Here is a 24,384-nt window from a genome sequence, read left to right on the forward strand (position 1 = left end):
ATAGAAGAATTCCTTTTAATAATGGACTCTTCTCTATTAGATCAAAGAACTCGCCAAAAAGCGAGTTCTTTGTCATCAATCTGAAAAGGGCTATTTACAGCCCTTTTTCTTGTCTAAAGAATAATCTTTCAACGCTTTTTGTTACGTTCTTTGAAATTCTTTCCGATAGTTTTTGCTTTCGTTGGTAAGTAACAGAAATAATTTTATGTGTTTCTAAGTGAGATAAAATAAAGTCATCGCTCGTACTAATTTCGTCAACTAAGCCTTTGTCTTTGGCTTGTGTTGCAAACCAGTGTTCGCCTGTTGCAACTTGTTCGATATCGACATTTGGTCGATACTCTTTAACAAAATCTTTAAATAAAAGATGTGTTTCTTCTAATTCTTGTTTGAATTTTTGACGTCCTTCTTCGGTATTTTCACCAAACATCGTCAATGTACGTTTATACGCACCTGCCGTTTGTAATTCAATGTCTACATCATGTTTTTTGAGTAAGCGGTTAAAATTAGGGATCTGTGCAACCACACCAATTGAACCCACAATGGCAAACGGTGCTGCCACAATTTTGTTAGCGGTACATGCCATCATATATCCCCCACTCGCCGCAACTTTATCAACCACTGCAGTGAAAGGAATGTTGCGTTGTCTAAACCGTAATAGTTGCGATGCTGCAAGTCCATAACCGTGAACCACACCGCCAGGGCTTTCCAGTTTAACAACAACGTTATCTTCTGGTTTAATCACGGCCAATACTGCTGTGATTTCTTGGCGTAGTTCTTCAACTTCGTGAGCATCCATACTGCCATTGAAAGATAATACAAATAATTTAGGTTTTACTTGTTGATTGGTTTCATTTTCTGCTGGCTTTGATGCCGTATCTGGCACTGTTTGCTGGTCAGAATTTTGTTGATTTTTTGCTTGTTTCTTTTTTTGTTTCGCTGCTAATTTTGCCTGTTTTTTTTCTAGCTTTTTCTGTTTTTTTAGATCTTTCATAAACAGTTTAGCTTCTAGCTCGTCCATGCTTGACATTAACATGTCATCTTTGACTTGCTCATATTCTTGGCTAATATCTTTAACTGATAAGCGCCCTGTCGCTGTTGTAGATTTTCGGCGTTGGCTTAATATAAATATGAGCACAGCTAAAATAGCAATAACGACTGTTGTTGTTTCAGCTAAAAAAAGTGAATACTGTGAAAACCAATTCATTTAATTATTATCCTTTGATTGAACGAAATCTATTTATTATAACAAGATAATTGTAGATTGTGCCGAAAATTAATAAAGATAAAATTGTTGCTTTATTCGGCAATGTAAATTATTTATACTAATCTCCCAATCTATTGTTAAATGAGAATAAATATGTCTTTACGCCCAATTACCGAAATCGCTAAACAATGTAATATCCCAGATGAGTTTGTATTACCTTATGGCAAGCATGTTGCTAAAATCGATTTATCTATTATCAAAGCCAATCAAAATAAATCTAATGGTAAATTGGTTTTAGTTACCGCAATCACACCAACACCACTTGGCGAAGGGAAAACCGTTAATACTATTGGGCTAAGTGAAGGCTTAAATTATATTGGTAAATCAGCAATCGCTTGTATTCGTCAACCAAGCCTTGGTCCAGTTTTTGGTGTAAAAGGTGGTGCTGCTGGTGGTGGGCAAGCTGAAGTATTACCGATGGAAACATTAAATCTGCATTTAACGGGTGATATTCATGCCATTACTGCAGCTCATGATTTGGCATCAGCCGCATTAGACTCACGCCTTTATCATGAAGAACGTTTAGGCGATGAATTTACCGCACAAACGGGTTTACCTCGTTTAAATATTGATGTTAATCGCATTGTTTGGAAACGTGTGATTGATCATAATGATCGTGCACTTCGCAAAATAACTGTCGGTGTTGATGGTGGCGTTAATGGTGTTACACGCCAAGATGGATTTGAAATTACCGCAGCATCAGAACTTATGGCGATTTTAGCCTTAGCTTCAGATTTACATGATATGCGTGCTCGTATTGGTCGTATTATTCTTGCTTATAATACGCAAGGCGAAGCCATTACCGCAGAACAACTTGAAGTTGCAGGCGCTATGACGGTATTACTTAAAAATGCCATTAATCCAAACCTGATGCAAACTGTTGAAAATACACCAGTACTTATTCATGCTGGACCTTTTGCTAATATTGCCCATGGTAATTCATCTGTCATTGCTGATCGTATTGCGTTACAACTTGCTGATTATGTTGTGACTGAAGCGGGCTTTGGTTCAGATATGGGCATGGAAAAATTCTTTAATATTAAATACCGCCAAGCTGGCATTAAAGCTTCGTGTGTAGTATTAGTTGCAACAGTGCGAAGCCTCAAATCTAACAGTGGTAAATATAATATTAAACCTGGGCAAGCAATTCCAAAAGAAATTTCGGAATCTAACGTTGAATTACTTGAAATTGGTGCTGCCAATTTAGCATGGCATATCAACAATGCCAAAAGCTATGGCTTACAAGTCATTGTTGCAATAAACCGCTTTCCACATGATAGTGAAGAAGAGCTAGCATTTTTACAACAATATGCAGTTAAACATGGTGCTTTTGCTTGTGAAGTGAGTGAAGTCTTTACTCAAGGTGGTAAAGGTGCTGAAAAATTAGCACAGCATGTTATTAAAGCGTGTGAAATGCCAAGTGAAATTAAATTGCCTTATCCTGATAATATGCCACTCGCAGATAAGATTCAAACCATGGTAAAAAAATATGGTGCTAACAAAGCTAATTTATCAGCCACTGCACAGGAAAACATCAAAGAGATCGAAGAATTAAAACTGGATCATTTGCCACTTTGTATTGCTAAAACGCCAATGTCAATTAGTGCTGATGCAAACTTAAAAAATGTTCCTACCGATTTTGATGTCGATATCAGTCATTTAGCTATATCTGCCGGTGCTGGTTTTATTCGTGTTTATGCTGGTAATGTGATGACCATGCCAGGGCTAGGTACTAATCCTGCTTATAGACAAATCGATATTGACAAAGATGGTAATATTGTAGGTTTAAGTTAATGCAAGAAGTAATTATGCAAACTAAGCAAGAATATAAAGCGTTTATTGATGAAGAAAACTGTATTGGTTGTGGCAAATGCATTCGTGTTTGCCCAACCGATGCTATAGTGGGCAGTAAGCAAGTGCTGCACACTATTTTGCCACAGTTATGTACTTCGTGTAGTAATTGTATTAATACCTGTCCAACAGACTGTATTACATTAAGCACTTTAGGCAATGTATTAAGTGAATTTGAAGAGTTAGCGTTAACTGAGAAAAAGCAACAGCGATTAAATCACAACCAATTAGTGCCACCAACAATTTTGTTTCCTCGTGTCACACCGATAGCAAACAAAGCTAGCACATCGAACGACCGAAAACAGTCTATCGCCGATGCCATTGCTAGAGTAAAAGCCAAAAAAAACCTCGCTAAATAGCGAGGTTTCCATATTAAGATAGAGCAAATAATAATTAGTCTTTATTACCACTTCTAAATGCACGTTTACGGTCATTTTCAGTTAAATGACGTTTACGTAAACGGATAGATAACGGTGTTACTTCCACTAATTCGTCATCATCAATAAACTCTAACGCTTGTTCTAATGACATTTTAATTGGTGGTGAAAGTGTTGTTGCTTCGTCGGTACCTGATGCTCGCATATTGGTCAATTTTTTACCTGTTAAACAGTTAACAGTTAAATCGTTTGAACGAGTATGAATACCAATGATTTGCCCTTCATATACTTCAGCACCATGACCTAGGAATAACTTACCACGGTCTTGTAAACCATATAACGCATAAGCCAATGCTTTACCTGTGCCGTTAGAAATCATTACGCCATTATTACGCTGACCAATTTCGCCAGGGCGAACATCATCATAATGACTAAATGTAGAATAAAGTAAACCAGTACCTGAAGTCATCGTCATAAATTCAGTTCTGAAACCGATAAGTCCACGACTTGGAATGACATAATCTAAACGCACACGACCTTTACCATCTGGTAACATGTTGGTTAGATCACCTTTGCGTAAACCAAGAGCTTCCATTACTGAACCTTGATGTTGTTCTTCAATATCAAGGGTAACTTGTTCAAATGGCTCTTGTTTTTTACCGTCAATTTCTCTAAAAATAACTTTAGGACGAGAAACACCTAACTCATAACCTTCACGGCGCATATTTTCAATTAGTACTGATAAATGCAATTCACCACGACCCGATACTCTAAAAGCATCTGGATCTGGAGTTTCTTCAACGCGCAACGCAACATTATGTACAAGCTCTTTATTTAAACGCTCAAGAATTTGTCGAGATGTTACATATTTACCTTCTTTACCAGCAAATGGTGAGCTATTAACATTAAAGAACATAGTTACTGTTGGTTCATCAACAGTTAATGCCGGCAGAGCTTCAACGCAACTGTTATCACAAATCGTGTCAGAGATACCAAGTTCACCAAGACCAGTTAATGCAATAATATCACCCGCTTCGGCAACTTCAGCTTCATAACGTTGCAGCCCTAAATGGCCTAGCACTTGCCCTACTTTACCTGTACGTTTGTTACCTTCACTATCAACTATAGTCACTTGTTGATTTGGTTTAACACGACCACGTTTAATACGACCAATACCAATAACGCCAACATAATTATTATAATCAAGTTGAGAAATTTGCATTTGGAATGGACCATCTAAATCAACTTTTGGTGGCTCAACATGTTTAACAATCGCTTCAAATAGTGGCGTCATATCTTCAGCCATATTTTCGTGATCTTCACCAGCTATACCCATTAATGCAGAAGCATAAACGATAGGGAAATCTAACTGTTCATCAGTTGCCCCTAAATTAACAAATAGATCAAATACTTGGTCAACCACCCAATCAGGGCGAGCTCCTGGTCGGTCTACTTTATTGATAACCACAATCGGTTTTAAACCATAAGCAAAAGCTTTTTGTGTTACAAAACGAGTTTGTGGCATTGGCCCATCCATTGCATCAACGAGCAATAATACAGAATCAACCATAGACATAACACGTTCAACTTCACCACCAAAATCAGCATGCCCTGGAGTATCAACGATGTTAATTCGGTAATTGTTCCAATCAATTGCAGTATTTTTAGCTAAAATGGTAATACCACGCTCTTTTTCAAGCGCATTAGAGTCCATTATGCGTTCATTGTCATCACCGCGTAGATTATCTAGCGTGCCTGACTGTTTTAATAACTTGTCAACCAAAGTTGTTTTACCATGGTCAACGTGAGCAATAATGGCTATATTTCTTAAATTTTCAATCACAATTAAAATCCCAATTAGGAGACAGATTCTTTAGGCGCGATATTGTACACCTTTTTAGCCGAAATGTTGATCTATATCACAAAGATTCTTAAAAAGGGCTTGAGTACTTGATAACTTTAGAAAAATATCAATTTATTTGTAAAAAAGTTTCAGGTAACTATACGTTTAAGTATAAAACTGTTTGGCAAATTCATCTACCTTTGCCCAATCTGTATATTCAATAACTGGTTTTGTTACATCGGTATCACCTTTTCCTAACCACATAATAAAGCGGATCATATTGCGATCAAACCAGTTATATTGAGGATAATAAAGAGCACCTGCAAAAACAGCGGTAAAAGTGGGTTTCCATGCTATTTTAGCTAGAAATTTTTTGGTATATAAGTTGGTTTCTGGTGTATTTTTATGTGGCTTTCTTGCTACGACATTTACACCAAAAAATCCTGACTTCATATTATTTAATTGTTGATAATGTTCATCAATAAATTTTTTCATTAATTTACTATAAAATCCATAGCGAATGGAACTTCCCAACAATACGGCATCATAGTTTGAAAGCTCGATTTTGCTATCAGCTAAAAGTTCAATAACATCGCAGTAACATTTATCGTCTAACTGTGTTTTAATACGTTGCATGATCTTAAGTGTTTGTTTTTCATGAGTTGTGTAAAGTAATAAAACCTTTTTTGTTGTATTCATAATATAAAACCTTATTTGATAATGGCTTATCATAAATCAATTTTACTTTTTTTATTATAAAAATTAACGAACTGGGGGTGATTTCATAGAAGACTTTGATTATAGTAGTTAACTTATTTAACTGGACTGGAACTGATTATGGCGATTTCACCAACAAAACTTAGTGCAATTATTTTAGCAGCAGGAAAAGGCACACGGATGTATTCCGAGCTGCCAAAAGTATTACACAAAATCGGTGGTAAGCCGATGTTACAACATGTTATTGATACCGTGCAACAACTTAATATAAATCGCACTAATATTGTTTATGGTCATGGTAAATCGCAGCTCGAAATTGCACTTAAAGATCAACATGTCGAACTTATCTATCAAGCAGAACAACTTGGCACTGGGCATGCAGTTCAACAGGCTAGCACTTATATTCAAGATGACGAAGATATTTTGATTCTTTATGGGGATACGCCATTAATTTCGGTTGAAACATTAAAAAATTTAATCGCTAGCAAAACAGAGCACGGTATTGCATTATTAACAGTAACGTTAGATGACTCAACAGGGTATGGACGAATTGAACGAAAAAATGGCAAAGTTATCGCCATTGTTGAACAGAAAGATGCCTCTCTTGAGCAACAAAAAATCAAAGAAATTAACACAGGTATTATGCTTGTTACTGGTAAATTACTCAAACATTGGTTGTCTCGTTTAAGCAATGATAATGCACAAAAAGAGTATTACTTAACGGATATCATTGCCTTTGCTTATCAAGATGGTTATAACATTAAAACATCACAACCTATACAACAATTTGAAGTTGAAGGCGTCAATAATCGCCTGCAATTGGCAACATTAGAACGGCAATATCAACATCAACAAACACAAAATTTATTATTAGCAGGCGTAACATTGCTTGACCCAACTCGTTTTGACTTACGAGGATCTCTATCGCACGGTAAAGATGTTACGATTGATTGTAATGTAATTATTGAAGGCAATGTCAAATTAGGTAATAACGTATTTATTGGTGCTGGTTGTATTTTGAAAAATTGTACAATTGATGATGATTCAAGTATCAGTCCATATAGCATTATTGAAGATTCAACCATCGCTAAACAATGTACTATCGGGCCATTCGCCCGCCTACGACCTGGTTCACAGCTTGATGAACAAGCTCATGTTGGCAACTTTGTTGAACTAAAAAAAGCCCATCTAGGTAAAGCAAGCAAAGCAGGACACTTAAGCTACCTTGGTGATAGCGAAATTGGCAATAATGTCAACATTGGTGCTGGCACCATCACCTGTAATTATGACGGTGCCAATAAATTTAAAACCATTATTGAAGATGATGTGTTTGTCGGTTCTGATACGCAATTAATAGCACCTGTAAAAGTGGGTAAAGGGGCAACTATTGCAGCAGGAACAACGGTTACCAATAATGTGAATGATAATGAGCTAGTAGTAAGCCGAGTAAAACAAAAACAGCTTGCCGGTTGGAAACGACCAACAAAGTTAACTAACGAGGAATAAACTATGTGTGGTATTGTGGGTGCTATCGCCAAACGTGATGTTGCTGAAATATTATTAGAAGGTTTAAAACGATTAGAATATCGTGGTTATGACTCGGCAGGACTGGCAATTATTTCATCACAAGGTGAATTACAACGCGTTCGCCGTGTTGGCAAAGTACAAGCACTTAAAGATGCCATTGAACAGCATCCACTAGAAGGATCTACAGGAATTGCTCATACTCGCTGGGCAACTCATGGTGAACCAGCTGAACACAATGCTCATCCACATGTATCGGGTTTTATTGCCGTTGTGCATAATGGAATTATCGAAAATTTTGAAGCACTGCGTGAAAAGCTGATCGCCAAAGGTTACCAATTCCGTTCCGAAACCGACACTGAAGTTATTGCTCATTTAATTCATAACATTATATCAACCGAAGATTGTTCCTTATTTGACGCTGTACAAAAAGCTATTCCACAACTACGAGGGGCTTACGGTACAGTCATTATGGATACTCGCAATCCAGATATATTGGTTGCGGCACGTTCAGGCAGTCCTTTAGTTATAGGTTGTGGTGTAGGTGAGAACTTTATCGCATCCGATCAATTAGCACTATTACCCGTCACTCGCCAATTTATCTATTTGGAAGAAGGTGATATCGCACTTATCACTCACCGAAAAGTAACAATCTTAGACAAAAATCATCAAGAAGTAACAAGACCATGTATAGAATCTGACGCAAAGTATGACGCGGGTAGTAAAGCAGGCTATAGTCATTACATGCAAAAAGAGATCTACGAACAACCTAATGCAATAAAAAATACGCTTGAAGGCCGCATGGTACATGGTAAAGTTGATTTGTCCGAACTTGGTGATGAAGCCAAAGCCATCCTTAAACAGGTTGAGCATGTTCAAATTGTTGCCTGTGGTACTGCTTATAATGCAGGTATGGTTGCACGTTATTGGTTTGAAGCTTTAGCAGGAATTCCTTGTGATGTCGAGATTGCATCAGAATTCCGTTATCGAAATCCAGCTCGTCGCAAAAATAGCTTATTTATCACCCTTTCACAATCTGGTGAAACGGCTGACACACTCGCTGCATTGCGATTAGCCAAAGAAAATAATTACCTAAGCACCCTTGCTATCTGTAATGTGGCAGCCTCAACACTCGTGCGCGAAGCAGATTTAGTTCTATTAACTAAAGCAGGGGTTGAAATCGGTGTTGCGTCAACTAAAGCCTTTACCACACAATTAACGGTTTTATTGCTACTAGTTGCTAAATTAGGACGCATAAATAATATGGCTGAAAGTACTGAGCAGGCTATTGTGCATGCGCTCCAAGTCCTACCAAACCGCATTGAACAAGTACTCACGACAGAACTTCAAATTAAAAAACTAGCTAGTCATTTTGTTGATAAACATCATGCGCTATTCTTAGGTCGAGGTGATGAGTATCCAATCGCTATGGAAGCTTCGCTAAAGCTCAAAGAAATATCTTATATTCACGCTGAAGCCTATGCTGCTGGTGAACTCAAACATGGTCCACTTGCATTAATTGATGCGGATATGCCAGTGATTGTTATGGCACCAACCAACGAAATGCTAGAAAAATTAAAATCTAATATAGAAGAAGTTCGAGCGCGTGGTGGTCAACTGTATGTTTTTGCTCAAGAAGATGCAGGATTTGTTAGTGATGATACCATGCATATTATAAATCTTCCCCATATTGAAGAGCTAACCGCACCGATTTACTATACCGTACCAACCCAGTTACTTGCGTATCATGTTGCTTTGATCAAAGGCACCGATGTCGATCAGCCTCGTAATTTGGCAAAGTCGGTTACCGTGGAGTAAGTTTGGCTGGATTAAATATAATGGCCTAATAGTTTGTACAACAAATACGCTACGTTTTTTGTTGTACTATTTTAGGGGATAGTTACACTTTTTTATCCAATGTTTTTATGTAATTGAATTAGTAATCTGTCCATAGAACGATAACTTAATGCTTCTGAAATATGTTGCCGTTTTATATCTTTTGATTTATCTAAATCAGCAATTGTGCGCGATACTTTTAATATTCTATGCCATGCCCTAGCGGAAAGTCCTAATTTAATTAATGCTTGCTCTAGATATTCGCTATTTTCGCTTGATAATTGACAACAGTATTGAATCTCCTTTGCACTTAATTGACTATTTAATTTATTATTTCTTTTAATTTGTATATTTCTTGCTTGTAAAACACGCAGTTTTACTGTTTCAGTTGATTCTGATGAAGTCGTTTTTTGGCTTAGTGCTCCTTTGGGTAATAACGGAACTTCAATAGAAATATCAAATCTATCAAGAAACGGACCTGACAATCGATTTAAATAACGAATAGTTTGTTGTGGTGTTGTTCTATTATGAGTTCCTTGATAATGTCCTGTTGGACTTGGATTCATAGCAGCTATTAGCTGGAACTTTGCGGGAAACTTTATTTTTGCATTGGCTCTTGAAATGATAATTTCACCTGACTCAATAGGCTCTCTCAAAGCATCTAATACTTTTCGATTAAACTCTGGTAATTCATCTAAAAATAATATTCCATTATGTGCTAGTGAAATCTCTCCAGGTTTGGGGATTGTTCCTCCGCCGACGAGTGCTGCAGTTGATGCGCTATGATGTGGCGCTCTAAAAGGTCTTTTACGCCAGTTTTTAATTGAACCATTTGGGCTAACTAAACTTGTTATTGCTGCACTTTCAAGTGCTTCATCATCAGATAATTGCGGTAGTAAAGACGTTAAACGAGTTGCTAACATTGTTTTACCTGTTCCTGGTGGTCCAATTAATAATAAATTGTGCCCTCCTGCTGCTGCAATTTCTAATGCTCTTTTGGCGTGTTCCTGCCCGATTATATCCTGTAGAGAGGGCAAGTTATTATCAACATCTTGATATTCACGATATTGGACACTTGGTAAATCAATTTCATTATATAAATATTGGCATAATTCTAGTAAGTTGCTAGTAATCAATGTATTATTTTTGTGAATCAACGAAATTTCAGATTGGTTTTCAGCTGAAATTATTAAAGTACGTTTATTCTTTTTAGAAGAAATAGCAGCAGGAATGGCCCCCTTTACCGCTCTAATATTTCCAGATAGTGCTAGTTCACCTAAAAACTCATAATGTGATAAATTTTCTGTTGGAATTTGTTCTGTTGCGGCAAGAATGGCAATAGCTATTGGTAAATCAAAGCGACTTCCTTCTTTAGGTAGATCTGCTGGAGATAAATTTACTGTTATCTTTTTAGTTGGAAAGGTAAAACCACTATTAATAATAGCACTCCTAACTCGGTCTTTTGCTTCTTTAACTGTTGCTTCAGGTAAACCAACTAAAACAAATCCTGGCATACCATTGCTAATATGAACTTCAACGTTTATTAAAGGGGCTTGTATCCCAATAGATGCTCGTGTATAAATAATTGCAAGTGACATAATTTATAATCATTAACATGTTGTATTTTATGATTATGATATTAGGAAATACCAAGCGAAGTATTAAACCATTTAATAAAGTGTGACACATCACCCAATAAATGATTTAATTTTGCAATGATTTTAGGCTTGTTTATGTAAAATAACTTTTGAAATAAGTAATGATATGAAAAATAGACAAGTATTGCTTAATACTATTGATGGACCAGTTGGTGTGTCATAAAAAAATGAAAACATTAAACCTAAAATGACCGATAACATGCCTATTATGATGGCAATTAACGCCATTGCTTCAGGGGTTTTTGAATAATATTTCGCTGTGGCAGCAGGAATAATAAGTAAAGAGGTAATAATTAGAGCTCCAACAAATTTCATTGATAAACCTATTGTTAACGCTAACAATAAAACTAAAAGCAATTTTGTGAACTGCACATTAATACCATGGCTAAACGCTAATTCTTCGCTCACAGTAATAAATAAAATGTTATTCCATTTCCAAAACAATAAAGCACCAATAAGTATTACAAAAATAGTAATTTGATAAAGATCTAAATATGTTACAGATAAAAGATCACCAAATAGATATCCCATTAAATCAATACGAATATTTTTCATTAAACTAATTACTACTAAGCCAAGTGATAATGCACTATGAGCTAAAATACCGAGTAAAGTATCAATAGGAAGCTGTTTTTGTGCTTCTAACCAAAGCAATCCTAAAGCAAGTAAAAAAGTTACAAAAATGACAGCATAAAATAAATTGATATTTAGTAAAAAACCAAACGCAATACCAAGTAAAGCCGCATGTGATAAAGTATCACCGAAATAAGACATTCTTCGCCAAACAACAAAAGTACCCAAAGGCCCAGTTATACTAGTTAAACATAATCCTGCTAACAAAGGCGGCAATAGTAACTCAATCATTAATTTTTTCCCCATAATTAGGCAAAATAGTTTGTTTATTTTTTTCAATAGGCTGTTTGCAGCAATCATGCAGATGATTGTGATGATGCTTATAAATAGCGATTTGTGATGCGTTATGTTTGCCAAAAAGTGAAATAAACTCAGGGGCATTAGAAACATTAGCCGGTGTACCGGAACAACAAACGTGATGATTTAGACAAATTACCTCATCCGTTTTTGCCATTACAAGATGAAGATCATGAGAAACCATTAAAACACCGCAATTAAACTGTTTTTTGGCATCAACAATTAAATCATATAATAACACTTGTCCATTGACATCCACCCCTTGAGTTGGTTCATCAAGAATTAATAATTGAGGCCGTTTTGCTAGAGCTTGAGCTAGTAAAACTCGTTGTAATTCACCTCCTGATAATTGATGCATCGATTTATTGATCAAATACTCAGCTTTCACCATTGATAATGTGTTGAGAATATCTTTGTTGTTTAATTGCCTATTTAGGTGCATAAAACGTTCTACAGTAATAGGTAGAGCTGAATTTAAATTGATTGATTGTGGTACATAACCAACTGTTAAATTAGGTGTACGAGTTATTATGCCTGATGTGTATGGGACTAAACCTAAAATCACTTTTACGAGAGTTGATTTACCTGCGCCATTTGGTCCTAGTATTGTAATAATTTGATTAAGATGAAGTGATAATGAAACATCATATAATATTTTTTGTTGGTTAATTTCTACTGAAACATTATTAAGTGAAATTAATGACGTCATCATGTTAAGCACCCTTGCCTACAAATCTGTTATGTTATATTATAACAATTATTAACTCCATTTTATCATACTTTATAAATATAGGATAACGTTGTGAAAAAATATATTCTACTAAATAGTAAACGACTAACCCCTTTTTTAATGATATTTGGTTTATTAATATTTGTTCAAAGCTTGATTAATTATGCTAACGCAAAAGTTATTTCGTCTGTAAAACCAATAGGATTTATCACTGAGGCAATCGCTTCAGGGGTAGCAGATACTGATGTTTTACTTCCTGATAGTGCATCTCCACATACCTATTCTTTAAAACCATCTGATTTGGTTAAACTTAAATCAGCGGAACTTGTAATTTGGGTTGGTGAAGATATGGAAAATTTTATGCCAGCAATTTTGAAACGTATTGATAAAGAAAAACAAATTGAATTAATGGCAATACCAGAAATTAAAGCACGGCTTCAAACTAGTCATAATGTTCATGAGCATGAAGATCTTCAAGACCATGATGCGTTAGATGAAGATCACCATGGCGAATATGATGAACATATTTGGCTTTCACCTAAAATTGCTAAGATTATTGCACGCTCAATCCATGATAGACTTATTATTTTGTATCCAGATAAAAGAGGATTAATCGATGAAAATTTAACCGAATTCATCATTAAGCTTGAAGAAACAGAACAAAACATTGCAAAAAAACTAATTACCGTACAAAATAGGGGCTATTTTGTGTTCCATGATGCTTATGGGTATTTTGAGGCACAGTTTGGATTAAAAAAACTAGGCAGTTTTACTATAAATCCAGCAGTTCAGCCTGGTGTTCAGAAAGTTTATGCTATTCAGCAGGAACTTAAAAAACATCAAGCTGTGTGTGTATTCCGAGAACCACAGTTTAGCCCTGCTGTTATAGAAAAATTAGTGAATGGAACAGATGTACGAGTTGGAGAATTGAATCCATTAGGAACGGATATTGCTCTTTCCAAAGATGCCTATTCACAATTTTTATCAAAATTAACACAGCAACTGTTGGATTGTTTAGGTAAAAACTAGTTTTAGTAATAGATAGTTAAGGTTAATTTTGGCAAGACAAATAAAATCCTCTGATTTTGAAAAAAATAATTTTAAAATTCCCTATTTTTCAATATTTGGGGTTTTTTTCATCGTTATCTTATTTTCTGTTTTGTGGCGTCCTCTCAATTTGGATCGAACAGTTTATGTTCCTTTAACACCTCAAGCTGAAACTACTGTAAATGATAGGAATCATTCTTCGGTTGTTGATGGAGATGAAAAAGTTGAGATAGTAAATGGAAAGCCACCTGTTGTTACTGAATCATCAGATGTTCCCGAAGATGAGATCGCTACAGATGAATTAGATAATATTATTGATGGTAAAGATAACTCTGTACAATATACAATAGTGCGTGGTGATACTTTGCATGATATCTTGCTTCGCTATAATGTTAATCGAAATGATATTTATCAGCTAACGACAAAATTTAAGCAACTTGCAAATTTAAGAATAGGTCAACAAGTTAGTTGGACAACTGATGATAATCATAATTTGAAAACTTTCAGTTGGACAATATCAAGCAATAATATTCGAATTTATGAAAAATCAAACGGTAACTTTATAGAAAGTTCGGAAATAGCTGAAGTTGTACCACAAAATGTTGTTATAAAAGGTGATATTAAATCTAGTTTTGTCGCTGATGCTCGCAAAAGTGGGCTGACAAGTAATGAAATTGCTATTATAACTCGCGCTTTGCAATGGCGTTTAGATTTTCGTCGATTACAAATTGGCGATAAGTTTTCAGTTGTTTTAACACGAGAAATGCATGGTAAAAGCTTATCTAATAGTCAGTTGTTAGGTGTTCGTTTTAAAAATGGAACCAAAGATTATTATGCTATTTTAGGTGATGATGGTAAATATTATGACATCAACGGTAATAGTTTATCTCAAGGCTTTTTTCGTTATCCTTTAGAAAAAAAAGCACGTGTTTCTTCTGGATTTAACCCTCGTCGTTTGCATCCCGTTACAGGACAAATAGCCCCACATAATGGTGTTGATTTTGCTGTATCGCGCGGTACTCCCGTATTATCTGTTGGTAATGGTGAAGTAGTAATTGCAAAGTATAGTGGTTCAGCGGGTAACTATATTGCTATCCGTCATGGGCGTCAATATATGACAACTTATATGCACTTGGATAAAATTTTAGTTAAACCAGGCCAACAAGTTAAACAAGGCGATAAAATCGGATTATCAGGAAATACTGGGCGATCAACTGGGCCACATTTACACTTTGAATTACATATTAATAATAAACCAGTGAATCCTTTAACTGCAAGCTTACCTATTTCAGAAGAGTTAACAGGCAAGTCTAAAAAAGTATTTTTGTCAAAAGTTAAAAGTATTAGCTCACAGCTAGAGTTTTAAATTTATGTATTTATTTTATATTTAGGCGAGTACTTACCTGAAACTTTTTGACAAAAATAAGGGCGAGGTATCCCAAAAAAATTATGGTATCATAAGTTAATTTTATTGAATAATAAGTGTTAGGTGCAGTTTGAACACATCAACAAAAACAGCCAAAAAGCGATCTTCAAAGAAGACTAAAAAAAATAAAAAAACTACACTCTGGCGAAGATTTTTGACATTACTATTTAAGTTATTTCTTGTCTTAGCCTCTGTGGCAATTATTTATGGAATTTATCTTGATCAACAAATCAAAGAACGAATTGACGGAAATGTTTGGGAGTTGCCTGCGGCAATTTACGGACAAATTATTGACCTTGAGCCTGATAGTGAATATAGCCTAAACGATGTGGTTACAATATTGATTGGTGCACAATATCGCCAGCAAGACACTAAAGCTACTCGGCCAGGTGAATTTATTGTAAAAAATGATGCGGTTGAAATTTATCGTCGGCCTTTTACTTTTCCTGATGGTGAAGAACAAGCATTTAGAGTCAGAATTACTTTTTATGAAAATCGTATTGATCGTATCACTAACTTAGATACTGGACGTGATTTTGGATTACTTAAAATTGATCCTAAATTAATTACTATGATGCATTCTCCAAATGGCGAACAACGGTTGTTTGTTCCATTAAAGGAGTTCCCTGATTCATTATTACAAACGTTAGTTGCCACAGAAGATAAACGTTTTTATGATCATCATGGCATAAGTTTATATTCTATTGGTCGTGCTATTTTTGTTAATTTAACAACAGGTCGCACCGAAGGTGGTAGTACCTTAACTCAACAAACAGTTAAAAATCTTTTTTTAACTAATGAACGCAGTTTAAGTCGTAAAATACGTGAAGCCTATATGGCTGTAATTTTGGATGGGCGTTATAGTAAAGAACGTATTTTAGAGCTTTATTTAAACGAAGTTTATTTTGGACAAGCGGGTAGTGAAGAGATTCATGGTTTTCCATTAGCAAGTCTTTACTATTTTGGACGCCCAGTTAATGAATTGACACTAGATCAGCAAGCAGTATTAGTTGGAATGGTAAAAGGGGCTTCATTATATAATCCTTGGACACAACCGCAACAGGTTATTGAACGCCGTAATGTGGTTTTAAAACTTTCTGAGCAACAAAGTATTATTGATGGTGAGCTGTATAACTTATTAAGTCAGCGCCCGCTATCAGTTTTGCCTAAAGGTGGTGTAATCTCGCCACAACCTGCGTTTATGCAAGTTGTGCGTAATGAACTTAAAAAACAATTAGGTGATAAAGCTGAACACCTATCTGGTATGAAGATTTTTACTACCTTTGATCCTGTGGCTCAATCTGCTGCAGAGCAGGCAGTAACAAATCAAATTGAAAATCTTCGAAAATCAACTAATAAAGAACTACAAGCTGCAATGGTTATTGTTAGTCGAGAAACTGGGGAAATTCGCGCAATTATTGGTAGTGCTGAGCCTCGTTATCCTGGTTATAATCGCGCTTGGTTAATGCAACGAGCAATTGGTTCATTAGCTAAGCCTTCAACGTATTTAACCGCTCTTGGACAGCCCGATCATTACCAACTTAATACATGGCTTAATGATAATCCGCTATCTATTAAGCTTGATGGTGGGGGGTATTGGGAACCTAAAAATTATGACCGTAAATTCCGCGATCGTGTTATGTTAGTGGATGCTTTAGCGCTTTCACTTAATGTCCCTACTGTTAATTTAGGTATGGAATTGGGACTTGATGCAACAAAGAATACTTTACAATCGTTAGGAATACCTGCTGAACGTATACCTAACTTACCATCAAGATTACTCGGTGCTTTAGAATTAACACCGTTAGAAACTGCACAAATGTTCCAAACGATAACTAATAATGGTCAACGTTCCCCACTTTCTATTTTAAGATATGTATTAACAGATAAAGGAAAGTTGGTTTATCAAAGCTATCCACAACAGCTTCAGTCTGTATCTCAACAATCTGCTTATTTAACTACTTATGCTATGCAACAAGTGGTTAATTCAGGGACATCACGTTCATTAAAAGCTAAATACGGTTCATTCAATTTAGCTGCCAAAACAGGCACAAGCAATGATTCTCGTGATAGTTGGTTTACAGGAATTGATGGTAAAAATGTTGCTGTTATTTGGATTGGTTTAGATGATCACACTCCTATGAAATTGACAGGAGCAACAGGAGCTTTAAAAATTTATAGTGAATATTTACAAAATAATCCACCAAAAAAATTAGTATTACCGTTACCTCAAAATATTTTTATGGTATCTGTCGATAATGATGGGCAGTGGCAATGTGATGGAAGTGGTGTTCGCTCTTTACCTGTATGGACAGTTAATTCTAAAAGTCTATGTTCTGACAATAATAAGTCAACGCCTGATAAGCAAACACCGACTTGGGTTACTGACCTATTAAATAACTAGGTGAAATAATATGCCTGAATTACCGGAAGTTGAAACAAGTCGCCGAGGTATTTTGCCACATTTAAAGGGGCAGATTATCGACAAAATTATTGTTCGACAGCCTAAATTACGTTGGCCTGTTGATAGTGCTATAAGTAATGTGAACGGGCAAGTTGTTTTAGATATAAAACGTCGTGCAAAATATTTATTATTACAGTTACCTAACAATTGGATAGTGATTCATTTAGGAATGTCTGGTAGTTTACGTATTTTACAGGCTCCACAAAAAGCAGAAAAACATGATCATATTGATTTAGTTTTAGAAAATGGCGTCATTCTACGTTATACCGATCCTAGGCGTTTTGGTTCTTGGCTTTGGGCAAATTCACTAGAGGAAATACCGCAGTTACAACATTTGGGCCCCGAACCTTTAAGTAATGAATTTTGTGCAGAGTATCTATTTGAAAAAGCCAGAAATCGGCGAGTTCCGATTAAAAGTTGGATTATGGATAATCATATTGTGGTTGGGGTTGGTAATATTTATGCTTCTGAATCGCTATTTATAGCAAAAATCAACCCTAATCGAAAAGTTAACTCTTTAAAATTAGAGGAGTTTGAAAAGCTAGTTGCCTCTATTAAACAAGTGCTTACCAAATCAATTGAACAAGGGGGAACAACACTTAAGGATTTTCTGCAATCAGATGGCAAGCCAGGATATTTTGCGCAGAAACTACAAGTTTATGGTCGAGAAGGTGAGCAGTGTTTGAACTGTGGTGCAGAAATAAAATCACAAAAGATTGGACAGCGTAATACTTTTTATTGTGAATTTTGCCAAAAATAGTCGCATTTATTTTAAATGAATCACTTCTTTTATATAAAAATATCTCTTACCCCCCCTTTAAACCTTATCTAAATAGGATTAGTATATTCAACTACAATAAAATAATTATTTTATATAGTAAAACTATTAATATCACAGAAATTTTTTATTTAAAATACTATAAAATTGTTGTCAGATATCGGTGGCTATCTTGTCGCTGTAATTTAATATTTTAAGGTTGATTGGCGATGATATTAATTAGGTTTATTTTCTTTTTATTAGTTTTTTATTTAATTTAATTCAATAAATATTATTTTTATTAAGGAATTTAAGATGATCAAATTTGCTTCTCGCTTTTTGACAACTTGCTTTTTTTTGTTTTTTGCTACGATAGCTAATTCTGAAGTTAGAATTATTATTACCGATGGGATAAGTTCTGCTAAACCCATAGCTGTTGTTCCATTTAAATGGGCAGGAAGTGGAGAACCACCACAAGTCATTGAAGATATTATTGCTTCTGATTTGCGTAATAGTGGTAAGTTTAATCCTATTGGGATTAATCAAATGCCTGAAAAACCAACAACAGCTTCAGAAATTACCCCCGCAGCATGGAATAATCTTGGCATTTCTGCTGTTGTAGTAGGTTCAATTCAACCCGATGCGTCCGGAAAATATTTGATAAATTATCAATTAGTCGATATGGTTAATCGACCTGGTGCAGTTTTGTCACAAAATCAATTTTCTATTGAAAAACGCTGGCTTCGTTATGCCGCTCATACTGCAAGTGATGAGATATTTGAATCTCTAACAGGTATTAAAGGCGCATTTAGAACCCGAATTGCTTATGTTGTTAAAACAACTAAAGGGCCTTTTTCTCACGAATTAAGAGTATCTGATTATGATGGATATGATCAAATTACTGTTCATCGTTCTAAAGAGCCTTTAATGTCACCGACTTGGTCGCCAGATGGCAAAAAAATAGCTTATGTAACTTTTGAAGGCGGCCATTCTTCGTTAGTTTTAAAAACATTGGATAGTGGTGCCGTGCAAACAATTGCTTCTTTTCCTCAACATAATGGTGCACCTGCATTTTCTCCCGATGGTAGCAAATTAGCATTTGCTTTATCTAAAGGAGGAAGTTTAAATTTATATATGATGAACTTAAGCAATAAAAAAATTACTCAACTTACTTCTAGTCGTAGTAATAATACAGAACCATCTTGGATGCCTGATAATCAAACTATCGTTTATACTTCTGACCAAGCGGGTCGCCCACAGTTATATAGTATCAATATCAATACTGGCCAATCACAAAGAATGACTTGGGATAATACGCAAAATCAGAATGCAAGAGTGTCACCTGATGGTTCCTTTATTGCTATGATTTCAACTAATAATGGTGAACAACATATTACTCGATATGATATGGATACAAAAACCTATCAACGTTTAACGGATACTTTTCTAGATGAAACGCCAAGTATTGCCCCAAATGGTACAATGATCATTTATAGTTCATCGCAAGGATTAGGTACAATTTTAAATCTGGTTTCTACTGATGGTAATTTCAAAGCAAGGTTGCCAGCAACAGATGGGCAAGTAAAATTCCCTGCTTGGTCACCATATTTATAAGAACAGTTTAAAAAACAATATTACAATTATTAAAATTGTGTAAAATTTAAGGTCGTTATAATATATACCTCTAATCTTTTTAGGTCGGTTAGATATATAAATAATAATTTATTCAAACAAAAGGAGTTTATACAATGCAATTTTCTAAATTTCTTAAAGTAGCTGCGGTTACTTTACCTTTAATCGCAGTAACAGCGTGTTCATCTAATAACAGTCACAAGACGGATGGAAATTTAAATGGTGCTTTATCAAAAGAAGCTTTAGAACAACTTCAGAAATTACAGCAAATCAATACAGTATATTTTGATTTTGATAAATACAATGTTAAATCTGAATATGAAACTTTGTTAAATGCACACGCTGTATTTATTCGCTCAACTAATATAAAAGTTGTTATTGAAGGTCATGCCGATGAACGTGGTACTCCAGAGTATAATATTGCATTAGGTGAGCGTCGTGCAGCAGCAGTTAAATCATACCTACAAGGCAATGGTGTTTCTGCAAGCCAAATGGACATCGTTTCTTACGGTAAAGAAAAACCAGCTGTATTAGGTCATGATGAAGCAACTTATGCTAAAAATCGTCGCGCTGTAGTAACCTATGTTGGGTATTAATTGTATCTTATAACGGCTGATTGTTCAGCCGTTATTTATTTTCAGAGTTCACAACGAGTTTAATAAAATGCATAAAAAAATCCTCACATTGTTCTTATTTCTTTTATTCACTGGTTATGGCTGTTCTGCTGGTAGTTCTGATGTAGATAGAACAATTCAAGCACAAGGTCAATTATTGATTGAAAATCAGCAGAAAATTAGCGACTTACAAGCAGATGTCGATACGCTTCGCGGTCAGTTAGAAGAAACAAAATATCAACTTAATCAAGTGATTGAACGTCAAAAAATGATTTTTCAGCAAATTGGTAGTAGTTCTGGCTTTTCACCAAATTCTAATTCAGACTCACAAGAAAGCAGCTTTGAGCCATCTTCTGAATCGACTTTATCCACATCTTCACCATCAGATTTATCAGGATGGTCAACTTCAGGTGATGATAAAGCTGATTATAATTTTATCATACAGTTTGTTAATGATGGCAAACAAAATAATGAAACCATTACCGCATTTCAAAAATATTTAAAAGCCTACCCAAAATCTAGCTATCAAGCCAACGTTAATTATTGGATCGGTCAAATTTTATATAAACAAAGTAAAAAAGATGATGCTTCATTTTATTATGCAACTGTAGTAAAAAATTTTCCATCTTCTTCAAAAGCTGCAGATAGTCTTTATAAAATAGGATTAATCTTAATTGATAAAGGAGACTCCAAAAAAGCTAAAACTGTTTTTCAGCAAGTGGTAAATAAGTATCCAAAAGATAAGAGTGTAGTTGATCGTGCTAAGAAAAAGCTTGCATCACTAAAATAGAGTGTATAAATAACCAACTATCATAAAAAAATAGCAATAAAAAGGTTGCGTAGCGTAATAATTATAAGTATTATACCACCCCGAAGTCACTTGTAGCATTAAGTATGAAGTGATTTTGTCAAATGGGTCGTTAGCTCAGTCGGTAGAGCAGCGGACTTTTAATCCGTTGGTCGAGCGTTCGAATCGCTCACGACCCACCATTTAACTACATAAATCTTAAGTAAATCAAATCGATCTAATCAAAAACAAGAAAAGCGATGAGAACGCCAGTGTTCGACAAATTTGTCCGGAACAAATTTGAACAACACGCAGTGTTGGCCCCGCAGGGGTGAGGCACACGATGTGCCGAATAATCGCTCACGACCCACCATTTAATACTATGATTTGTATTAGTTTTTAAGATTTTATTCCATTTTCCATTGTGTCGTTGAATGAGCTTTGTGCCGTAAATGTGACGTTGTTTGCAAACTCAAGCATATGATCTGCGTTCAAGTGAGCGTATAGATCGGTGTACCTGCTTGGACGTGTCAGCTAGCCCAAGATAACGTATAATCATTGATTTTTGTTTGAGTTCGATGCTAAATTTTGGGGGCTATGATATTTGTCTCCTATGAGTTTTGTTTATATCATAGAGGCCACTTTTGTCCACTTTTTGGCTAGGATCACTGTTCAACCTGCTATAATAATAGACATCAAGCAAGAAAGACAATACGTAATATTTTGAGTTTGGTTAATAATACTTAGAATTATTTCATTTTTTATTAAATGTGTATTTTTAATGAGTATTATCATTTTATGTTCATCTTATTAATTAGGTTTTGCTCATTTAGTGGAAGTTTGGCAAAATAGACAACTTAATTGGGGAATTGTGATTGCCTTTAATGACTGATTTGTTAATAATCAATAAGACGTTACATAAATATGCTATTGTTAAATAGAGCAGGAATAGAATTAGGATGATTAGTCGAATAAAACAACCTATAAAAATATTATTTATCTTGAGTTGCTTAAGCTATATGGTCTTTTGTTCTGCGCCTGTTTTTGCTGATGAAGAACAATCAGTGCATCCTCAGACTGAGTTTCAAACCGAGGTGGAAGTTATTGTTAATCCTCAAACAGAATTACCTGACAATAACCCCATTGATCTTGTTGGTCCACGCCAATCACATGAAGTAATTTATCATAAAACAATCTATTCACTTTCGGGAAAACCTAAATATCCAGATCATTTTCAGCATCTTGATTATGTCAATCCTAACGCACCAAAAGGCGGTGTTATTAAATTGGCTGAAGTTGGATCTTTTGATAATTTAAATCGCTTTGCTAGCCGTGGCGCACCTGAACGTAATTCAGGATCACTGTATGATAGTCTTTTTACTAATACAGCTGATGATATCACAAGCTTTTATCCCCTTATTGCTACTTCAATAACCTACTCTAACCAATACCGTTGGGCTGAAGTTGCAATTAATCCTAATGCTCGTTTTCAAGATGACAATCCCATTACTGCCCACGATGTTGAATTTACCTTTCACAAATTTATGACCGAAGGCGTACCTCAGTATCGTGTTTATAATAAAGGCATTACAGTTAAGGCAATAGATGATCACCATGTGCGTGTTGATATTCCTGAGTCGGATCGGGAAAAACTTCTTTCATTTGTGGGTAGTATGCGTGTTATTCCTAAACATTTTTGGCAACATCATGATTTTTCAGAACCATTAAGCACGCCACCTGTTGGTAGTGGCCCTTACTATATTAGCGATTATAAAATGGGGCAATATGTTGTTTATCGACGTAATCCGAAGTATTGGGCACGTGATTTGCCGATTAATAAAGGTTTAGATAATTTTGACGAAAAACGCATTGATTATTATATGGATGACAATGTTTCACTAGAAGCCTTTAAAGCTGGTGAATATGATTTGCGAGCTGAAGATCAACCCAAAAATTGGTTTACTCAATATCAAGGTCGATATTTTGATAATAGCCATATTATTAAACAAGAAAAACCTGTTAAAACCGCAACCGATACTAAGTGGCTCGCATTTAATTTACAAAAAGAACTATTTAAAGATATTAAAGTACGTAAAGCGGTCTCCTTGGCATTTGATTTTGAATGGCTAAATCATGCCTTTTATTATGACAGTTACAAAAGACCTTATAGTTTTTTTGAAAACACCATTTATGCGGCAAAAGGTAAGCCGACAGAGCAAGAATTAAAATGGCTTAATCCTTATAAACATATTATTCCCGAAGCTGTTTTTGATAATGCTTATTCTATTTCCAAAAGTGATGGGCAAGGTTTTAATCGTGACAATTTATTAAAAGCGGCTGAATTACTAAAACAAGCTGGATGGGAAATTAAAGATGGCAAGTTAATTAATACTAAAACGCAGCAACCATTTGAATTTGAGCTGATCAGCTCACTTGGTAGCGATATTAAATATGCTATTCCTTTTCAACAAAATTTAGCACGTTTAGGGATCACCATGAAAATTACCTTGTTAGATTCCGCACAACATTTACGGCGTGTTCGTGAGCGTGATTATGATATGGTTGCACGTTATTATTATGCCGTAAATTATCCTAATTCTAATTTATTGATGTTTTGGGGAAGTGAATACCTTAACTCATCGTGGAATGCTTCGGGGTTACATAATAAAGCTATCGATGGCATTATCGCTGAAATTATTAAGAATGTGGATAATCAAGAAGAACTTGTTCCATTAGGACGTGCGCTTGATCGTATTTTAACGCAAGAATATCCAATGATTCCAATGTGGTATAACAGTAAAACTTATTATGCTTATTGGAACAAATTTGGGCAACCAGCTATACAACCGACTTATGGTATAGGGGTTGATAGTTGGTGGTATGATGCAAACAAAGCAGCTAGCCTGTCTAAAAATCGGGAACATTAA

Annotated in this window: 18 protein-coding genes, 1 tRNA gene and 1 pseudogene; 13 read left to right on the forward strand and 7 right to left on the reverse strand. The window is 35.3% G+C overall.

From position 1 onward, the window contains the following. Nucleotides 1-94: 94 nt before the first annotated feature. Nucleotides 95-1,204, reverse strand: coding sequence for a protease SohB (gene sohB, locus GQ590_RS07505; protein WP_160407801.1), 1,110 nt, complete (start codon nt 1,202-1,204; stop codon nt 95-97). Between the two features lie 153 nt (nt 1,205-1,357). Here sohB and GQ590_RS07510 point away from each other — a divergent pair, with 153 nt between their 5' ends. Together GQ590_RS07510 and GQ590_RS07515 are read left to right on the forward strand one after the other, a co-directional pair. Further along, nucleotides 1,358-3,058 (forward strand): formate--tetrahydrofolate ligase, encoded by a 1,701-nt coding sequence (locus GQ590_RS07510; protein ID WP_202112923.1) that lies wholly within the window; start codon nt 1,358-1,360, stop codon nt 3,056-3,058. Beyond that, complete coding sequence (locus tag GQ590_RS07515) at nt 3,058-3,474, forward strand: RnfABCDGE type electron transport complex subunit B (RefSeq protein WP_160407797.1); 417 nt, start codon at nt 3,058-3,060, stop codon at nt 3,472-3,474. Before GQ590_RS07510 ends, GQ590_RS07515 begins: the two co-directional genes overlap by 1 nt. A gap of 34 nt (nt 3,475-3,508) precedes the next feature. Here the strand turns inward: GQ590_RS07515 and typA are convergent, their stop codons facing one another. Together typA and hemG are read right to left on the reverse strand one after the other, a co-directional pair. Next, nucleotides 3,509-5,335, reverse strand: coding sequence for a ribosome-dependent GTPase TypA (typA, locus tag GQ590_RS07520; protein WP_160407795.1), 1,827 nt, complete (start codon nt 5,333-5,335; stop codon nt 3,509-3,511). A 165-nt stretch (nt 5,336-5,500) separates the two neighbouring features. Then, a complete protein-coding gene (hemG, locus tag GQ590_RS07525; RefSeq protein WP_160407793.1) occupies nt 5,501-6,034 on the reverse strand; it encodes a menaquinone-dependent protoporphyrinogen IX dehydrogenase in 534 nt (177 codons plus the stop codon). Nucleotides 6,035-6,178: 144 nt separating this feature from the next. Between hemG and glmU the strand changes: the two genes are divergently transcribed. Both glmU and glmS read left to right on the forward strand, forming a co-directional pair. Further along, nucleotides 6,179-7,558, forward strand: coding sequence for a bifunctional UDP-N-acetylglucosamine diphosphorylase/glucosamine-1-phosphate N-acetyltransferase GlmU (gene glmU, locus GQ590_RS07530; RefSeq protein WP_368669150.1), 1,380 nt, complete (start codon nt 6,179-6,181; stop codon nt 7,556-7,558). A gap of 3 nt (nt 7,559-7,561) precedes the next feature. Further along, nucleotides 7,562-9,394, forward strand: a complete 1,833-nt coding sequence (glmS, locus tag GQ590_RS07535) for a glutamine--fructose-6-phosphate transaminase (isomerizing) (RefSeq protein ID WP_160407789.1) — start codon at nt 7,562-7,564, stop codon at nt 9,392-9,394. 92 nt (nt 9,395-9,486) lie between these two features. On the opposite strand, the gene GQ590_RS07540 is transcribed toward glmS, so the two are convergent. The 3 genes from GQ590_RS07540 to znuC all read right to left on the reverse strand — a co-directional run bounded on the left by GQ590_RS07540 (nt 9,487) and on the right by znuC (nt 12,709). Continuing rightward, a complete protein-coding gene (locus tag GQ590_RS07540; RefSeq protein WP_160407787.1) occupies nt 9,487-11,010 on the reverse strand; it encodes a YifB family Mg chelatase-like AAA ATPase in 1,524 nt (507 codons plus the stop codon). A gap of 123 nt (nt 11,011-11,133) precedes the next feature. Continuing rightward, a complete protein-coding gene (gene znuB, locus GQ590_RS07545; RefSeq protein ID WP_160407786.1) occupies nt 11,134-11,934 on the reverse strand; it encodes a zinc ABC transporter permease subunit ZnuB in 801 nt (266 codons plus the stop codon). Continuing rightward, nucleotides 11,927-12,709 (reverse strand): zinc ABC transporter ATP-binding protein ZnuC, encoded by a 783-nt coding sequence (znuC, locus tag GQ590_RS07550; protein WP_160407810.1) that lies wholly within the window; start codon nt 12,707-12,709, stop codon nt 11,927-11,929. Before znuC ends, znuB begins: the two co-directional genes overlap by 8 nt. 93 nt (nt 12,710-12,802) lie before the next feature. On the opposite strand from znuC, the gene znuA reads away from it, so the two are divergent. The 8 genes from znuA to GQ590_RS07590 all read left to right on the forward strand — a co-directional run bounded on the left by znuA (nt 12,803) and on the right by GQ590_RS07590 (nt 21,660). After that, the gene (gene znuA, locus GQ590_RS07555) at nt 12,803-13,759 is read left to right on the forward strand and encodes a zinc ABC transporter substrate-binding protein ZnuA (RefSeq protein ID WP_160407784.1); all 957 of its coding nucleotides are present in this window, start codon (nt 12,803-12,805) and stop codon (nt 13,757-13,759) included. 28 nt (nt 13,760-13,787) lie between these two features. Next, the gene (gene mepM / locus GQ590_RS07560; protein ID WP_160407782.1) at nt 13,788-15,143 is read left to right on the forward strand and encodes a murein DD-endopeptidase MepM; all 1,356 of its coding nucleotides are present in this window, start codon (nt 13,788-13,790) and stop codon (nt 15,141-15,143) included. Between the two features lie 130 nt (nt 15,144-15,273). Then, on the forward strand, nt 15,274-17,607 hold the full coding sequence (mrcB, locus tag GQ590_RS07565; RefSeq protein WP_202112924.1) for a bifunctional glycosyl transferase/transpeptidase: 2,334 nt from the start codon (nt 15,274-15,276) through the stop codon (nt 17,605-17,607). A 10-nt stretch (nt 17,608-17,617) separates the two neighbouring features. Then, nucleotides 17,618-18,427, forward strand: a complete 810-nt coding sequence (gene mutM, locus GQ590_RS07570) for a bifunctional DNA-formamidopyrimidine glycosylase/DNA-(apurinic or apyrimidinic site) lyase (protein ID WP_160407779.1) — start codon at nt 17,618-17,620, stop codon at nt 18,425-18,427. Between the two features lie 312 nt (nt 18,428-18,739). Then, nucleotides 18,740-20,038, forward strand: coding sequence for a Tol-Pal system beta propeller repeat protein TolB (gene tolB, locus GQ590_RS07575; protein WP_160407777.1), 1,299 nt, complete (start codon nt 18,740-18,742; stop codon nt 20,036-20,038). A gap of 134 nt (nt 20,039-20,172) precedes the next feature. Then, nucleotides 20,173-20,652, forward strand: coding sequence for a peptidoglycan-associated lipoprotein Pal (pal, locus tag GQ590_RS07580; RefSeq protein ID WP_160407775.1), 480 nt, complete (start codon nt 20,173-20,175; stop codon nt 20,650-20,652). 67 nt (nt 20,653-20,719) lie between these two features. Next, nucleotides 20,720-21,460, forward strand: a complete 741-nt coding sequence (gene ybgF / locus GQ590_RS07585; protein WP_160407773.1) for a tol-pal system protein YbgF — start codon at nt 20,720-20,722, stop codon at nt 21,458-21,460. Between the two features lie 124 nt (nt 21,461-21,584). Continuing rightward, nucleotides 21,585-21,660 (forward strand) — tRNA-Lys (locus GQ590_RS07590). 196 nt (nt 21,661-21,856) lie between these two features. Here GQ590_RS07590 and GQ590_RS12900 read toward each other — a convergent pair. Continuing rightward, nucleotides 21,857-22,002 (reverse strand): annotated as a pseudogene (locus GQ590_RS12900) (site-specific integrase); the annotation flags it as partial. Nucleotides 22,003-22,416: 414 nt separating this feature from the next. On the opposite strand from GQ590_RS12900, the gene GQ590_RS07595 reads away from it, so the two are divergent. Beyond that, a complete protein-coding gene (locus tag GQ590_RS07595) occupies nt 22,417-24,384 on the forward strand; it encodes an extracellular solute-binding protein (protein ID WP_202112925.1) in 1,968 nt (655 codons plus the stop codon).

Origin of the sequence: Gilliamella sp. Lep-s35, assembly GCF_009795845.1 — a bacterium.
Lineage (GTDB): Bacteria > Pseudomonadota > Gammaproteobacteria > Enterobacterales > Orbaceae > Gilliamella.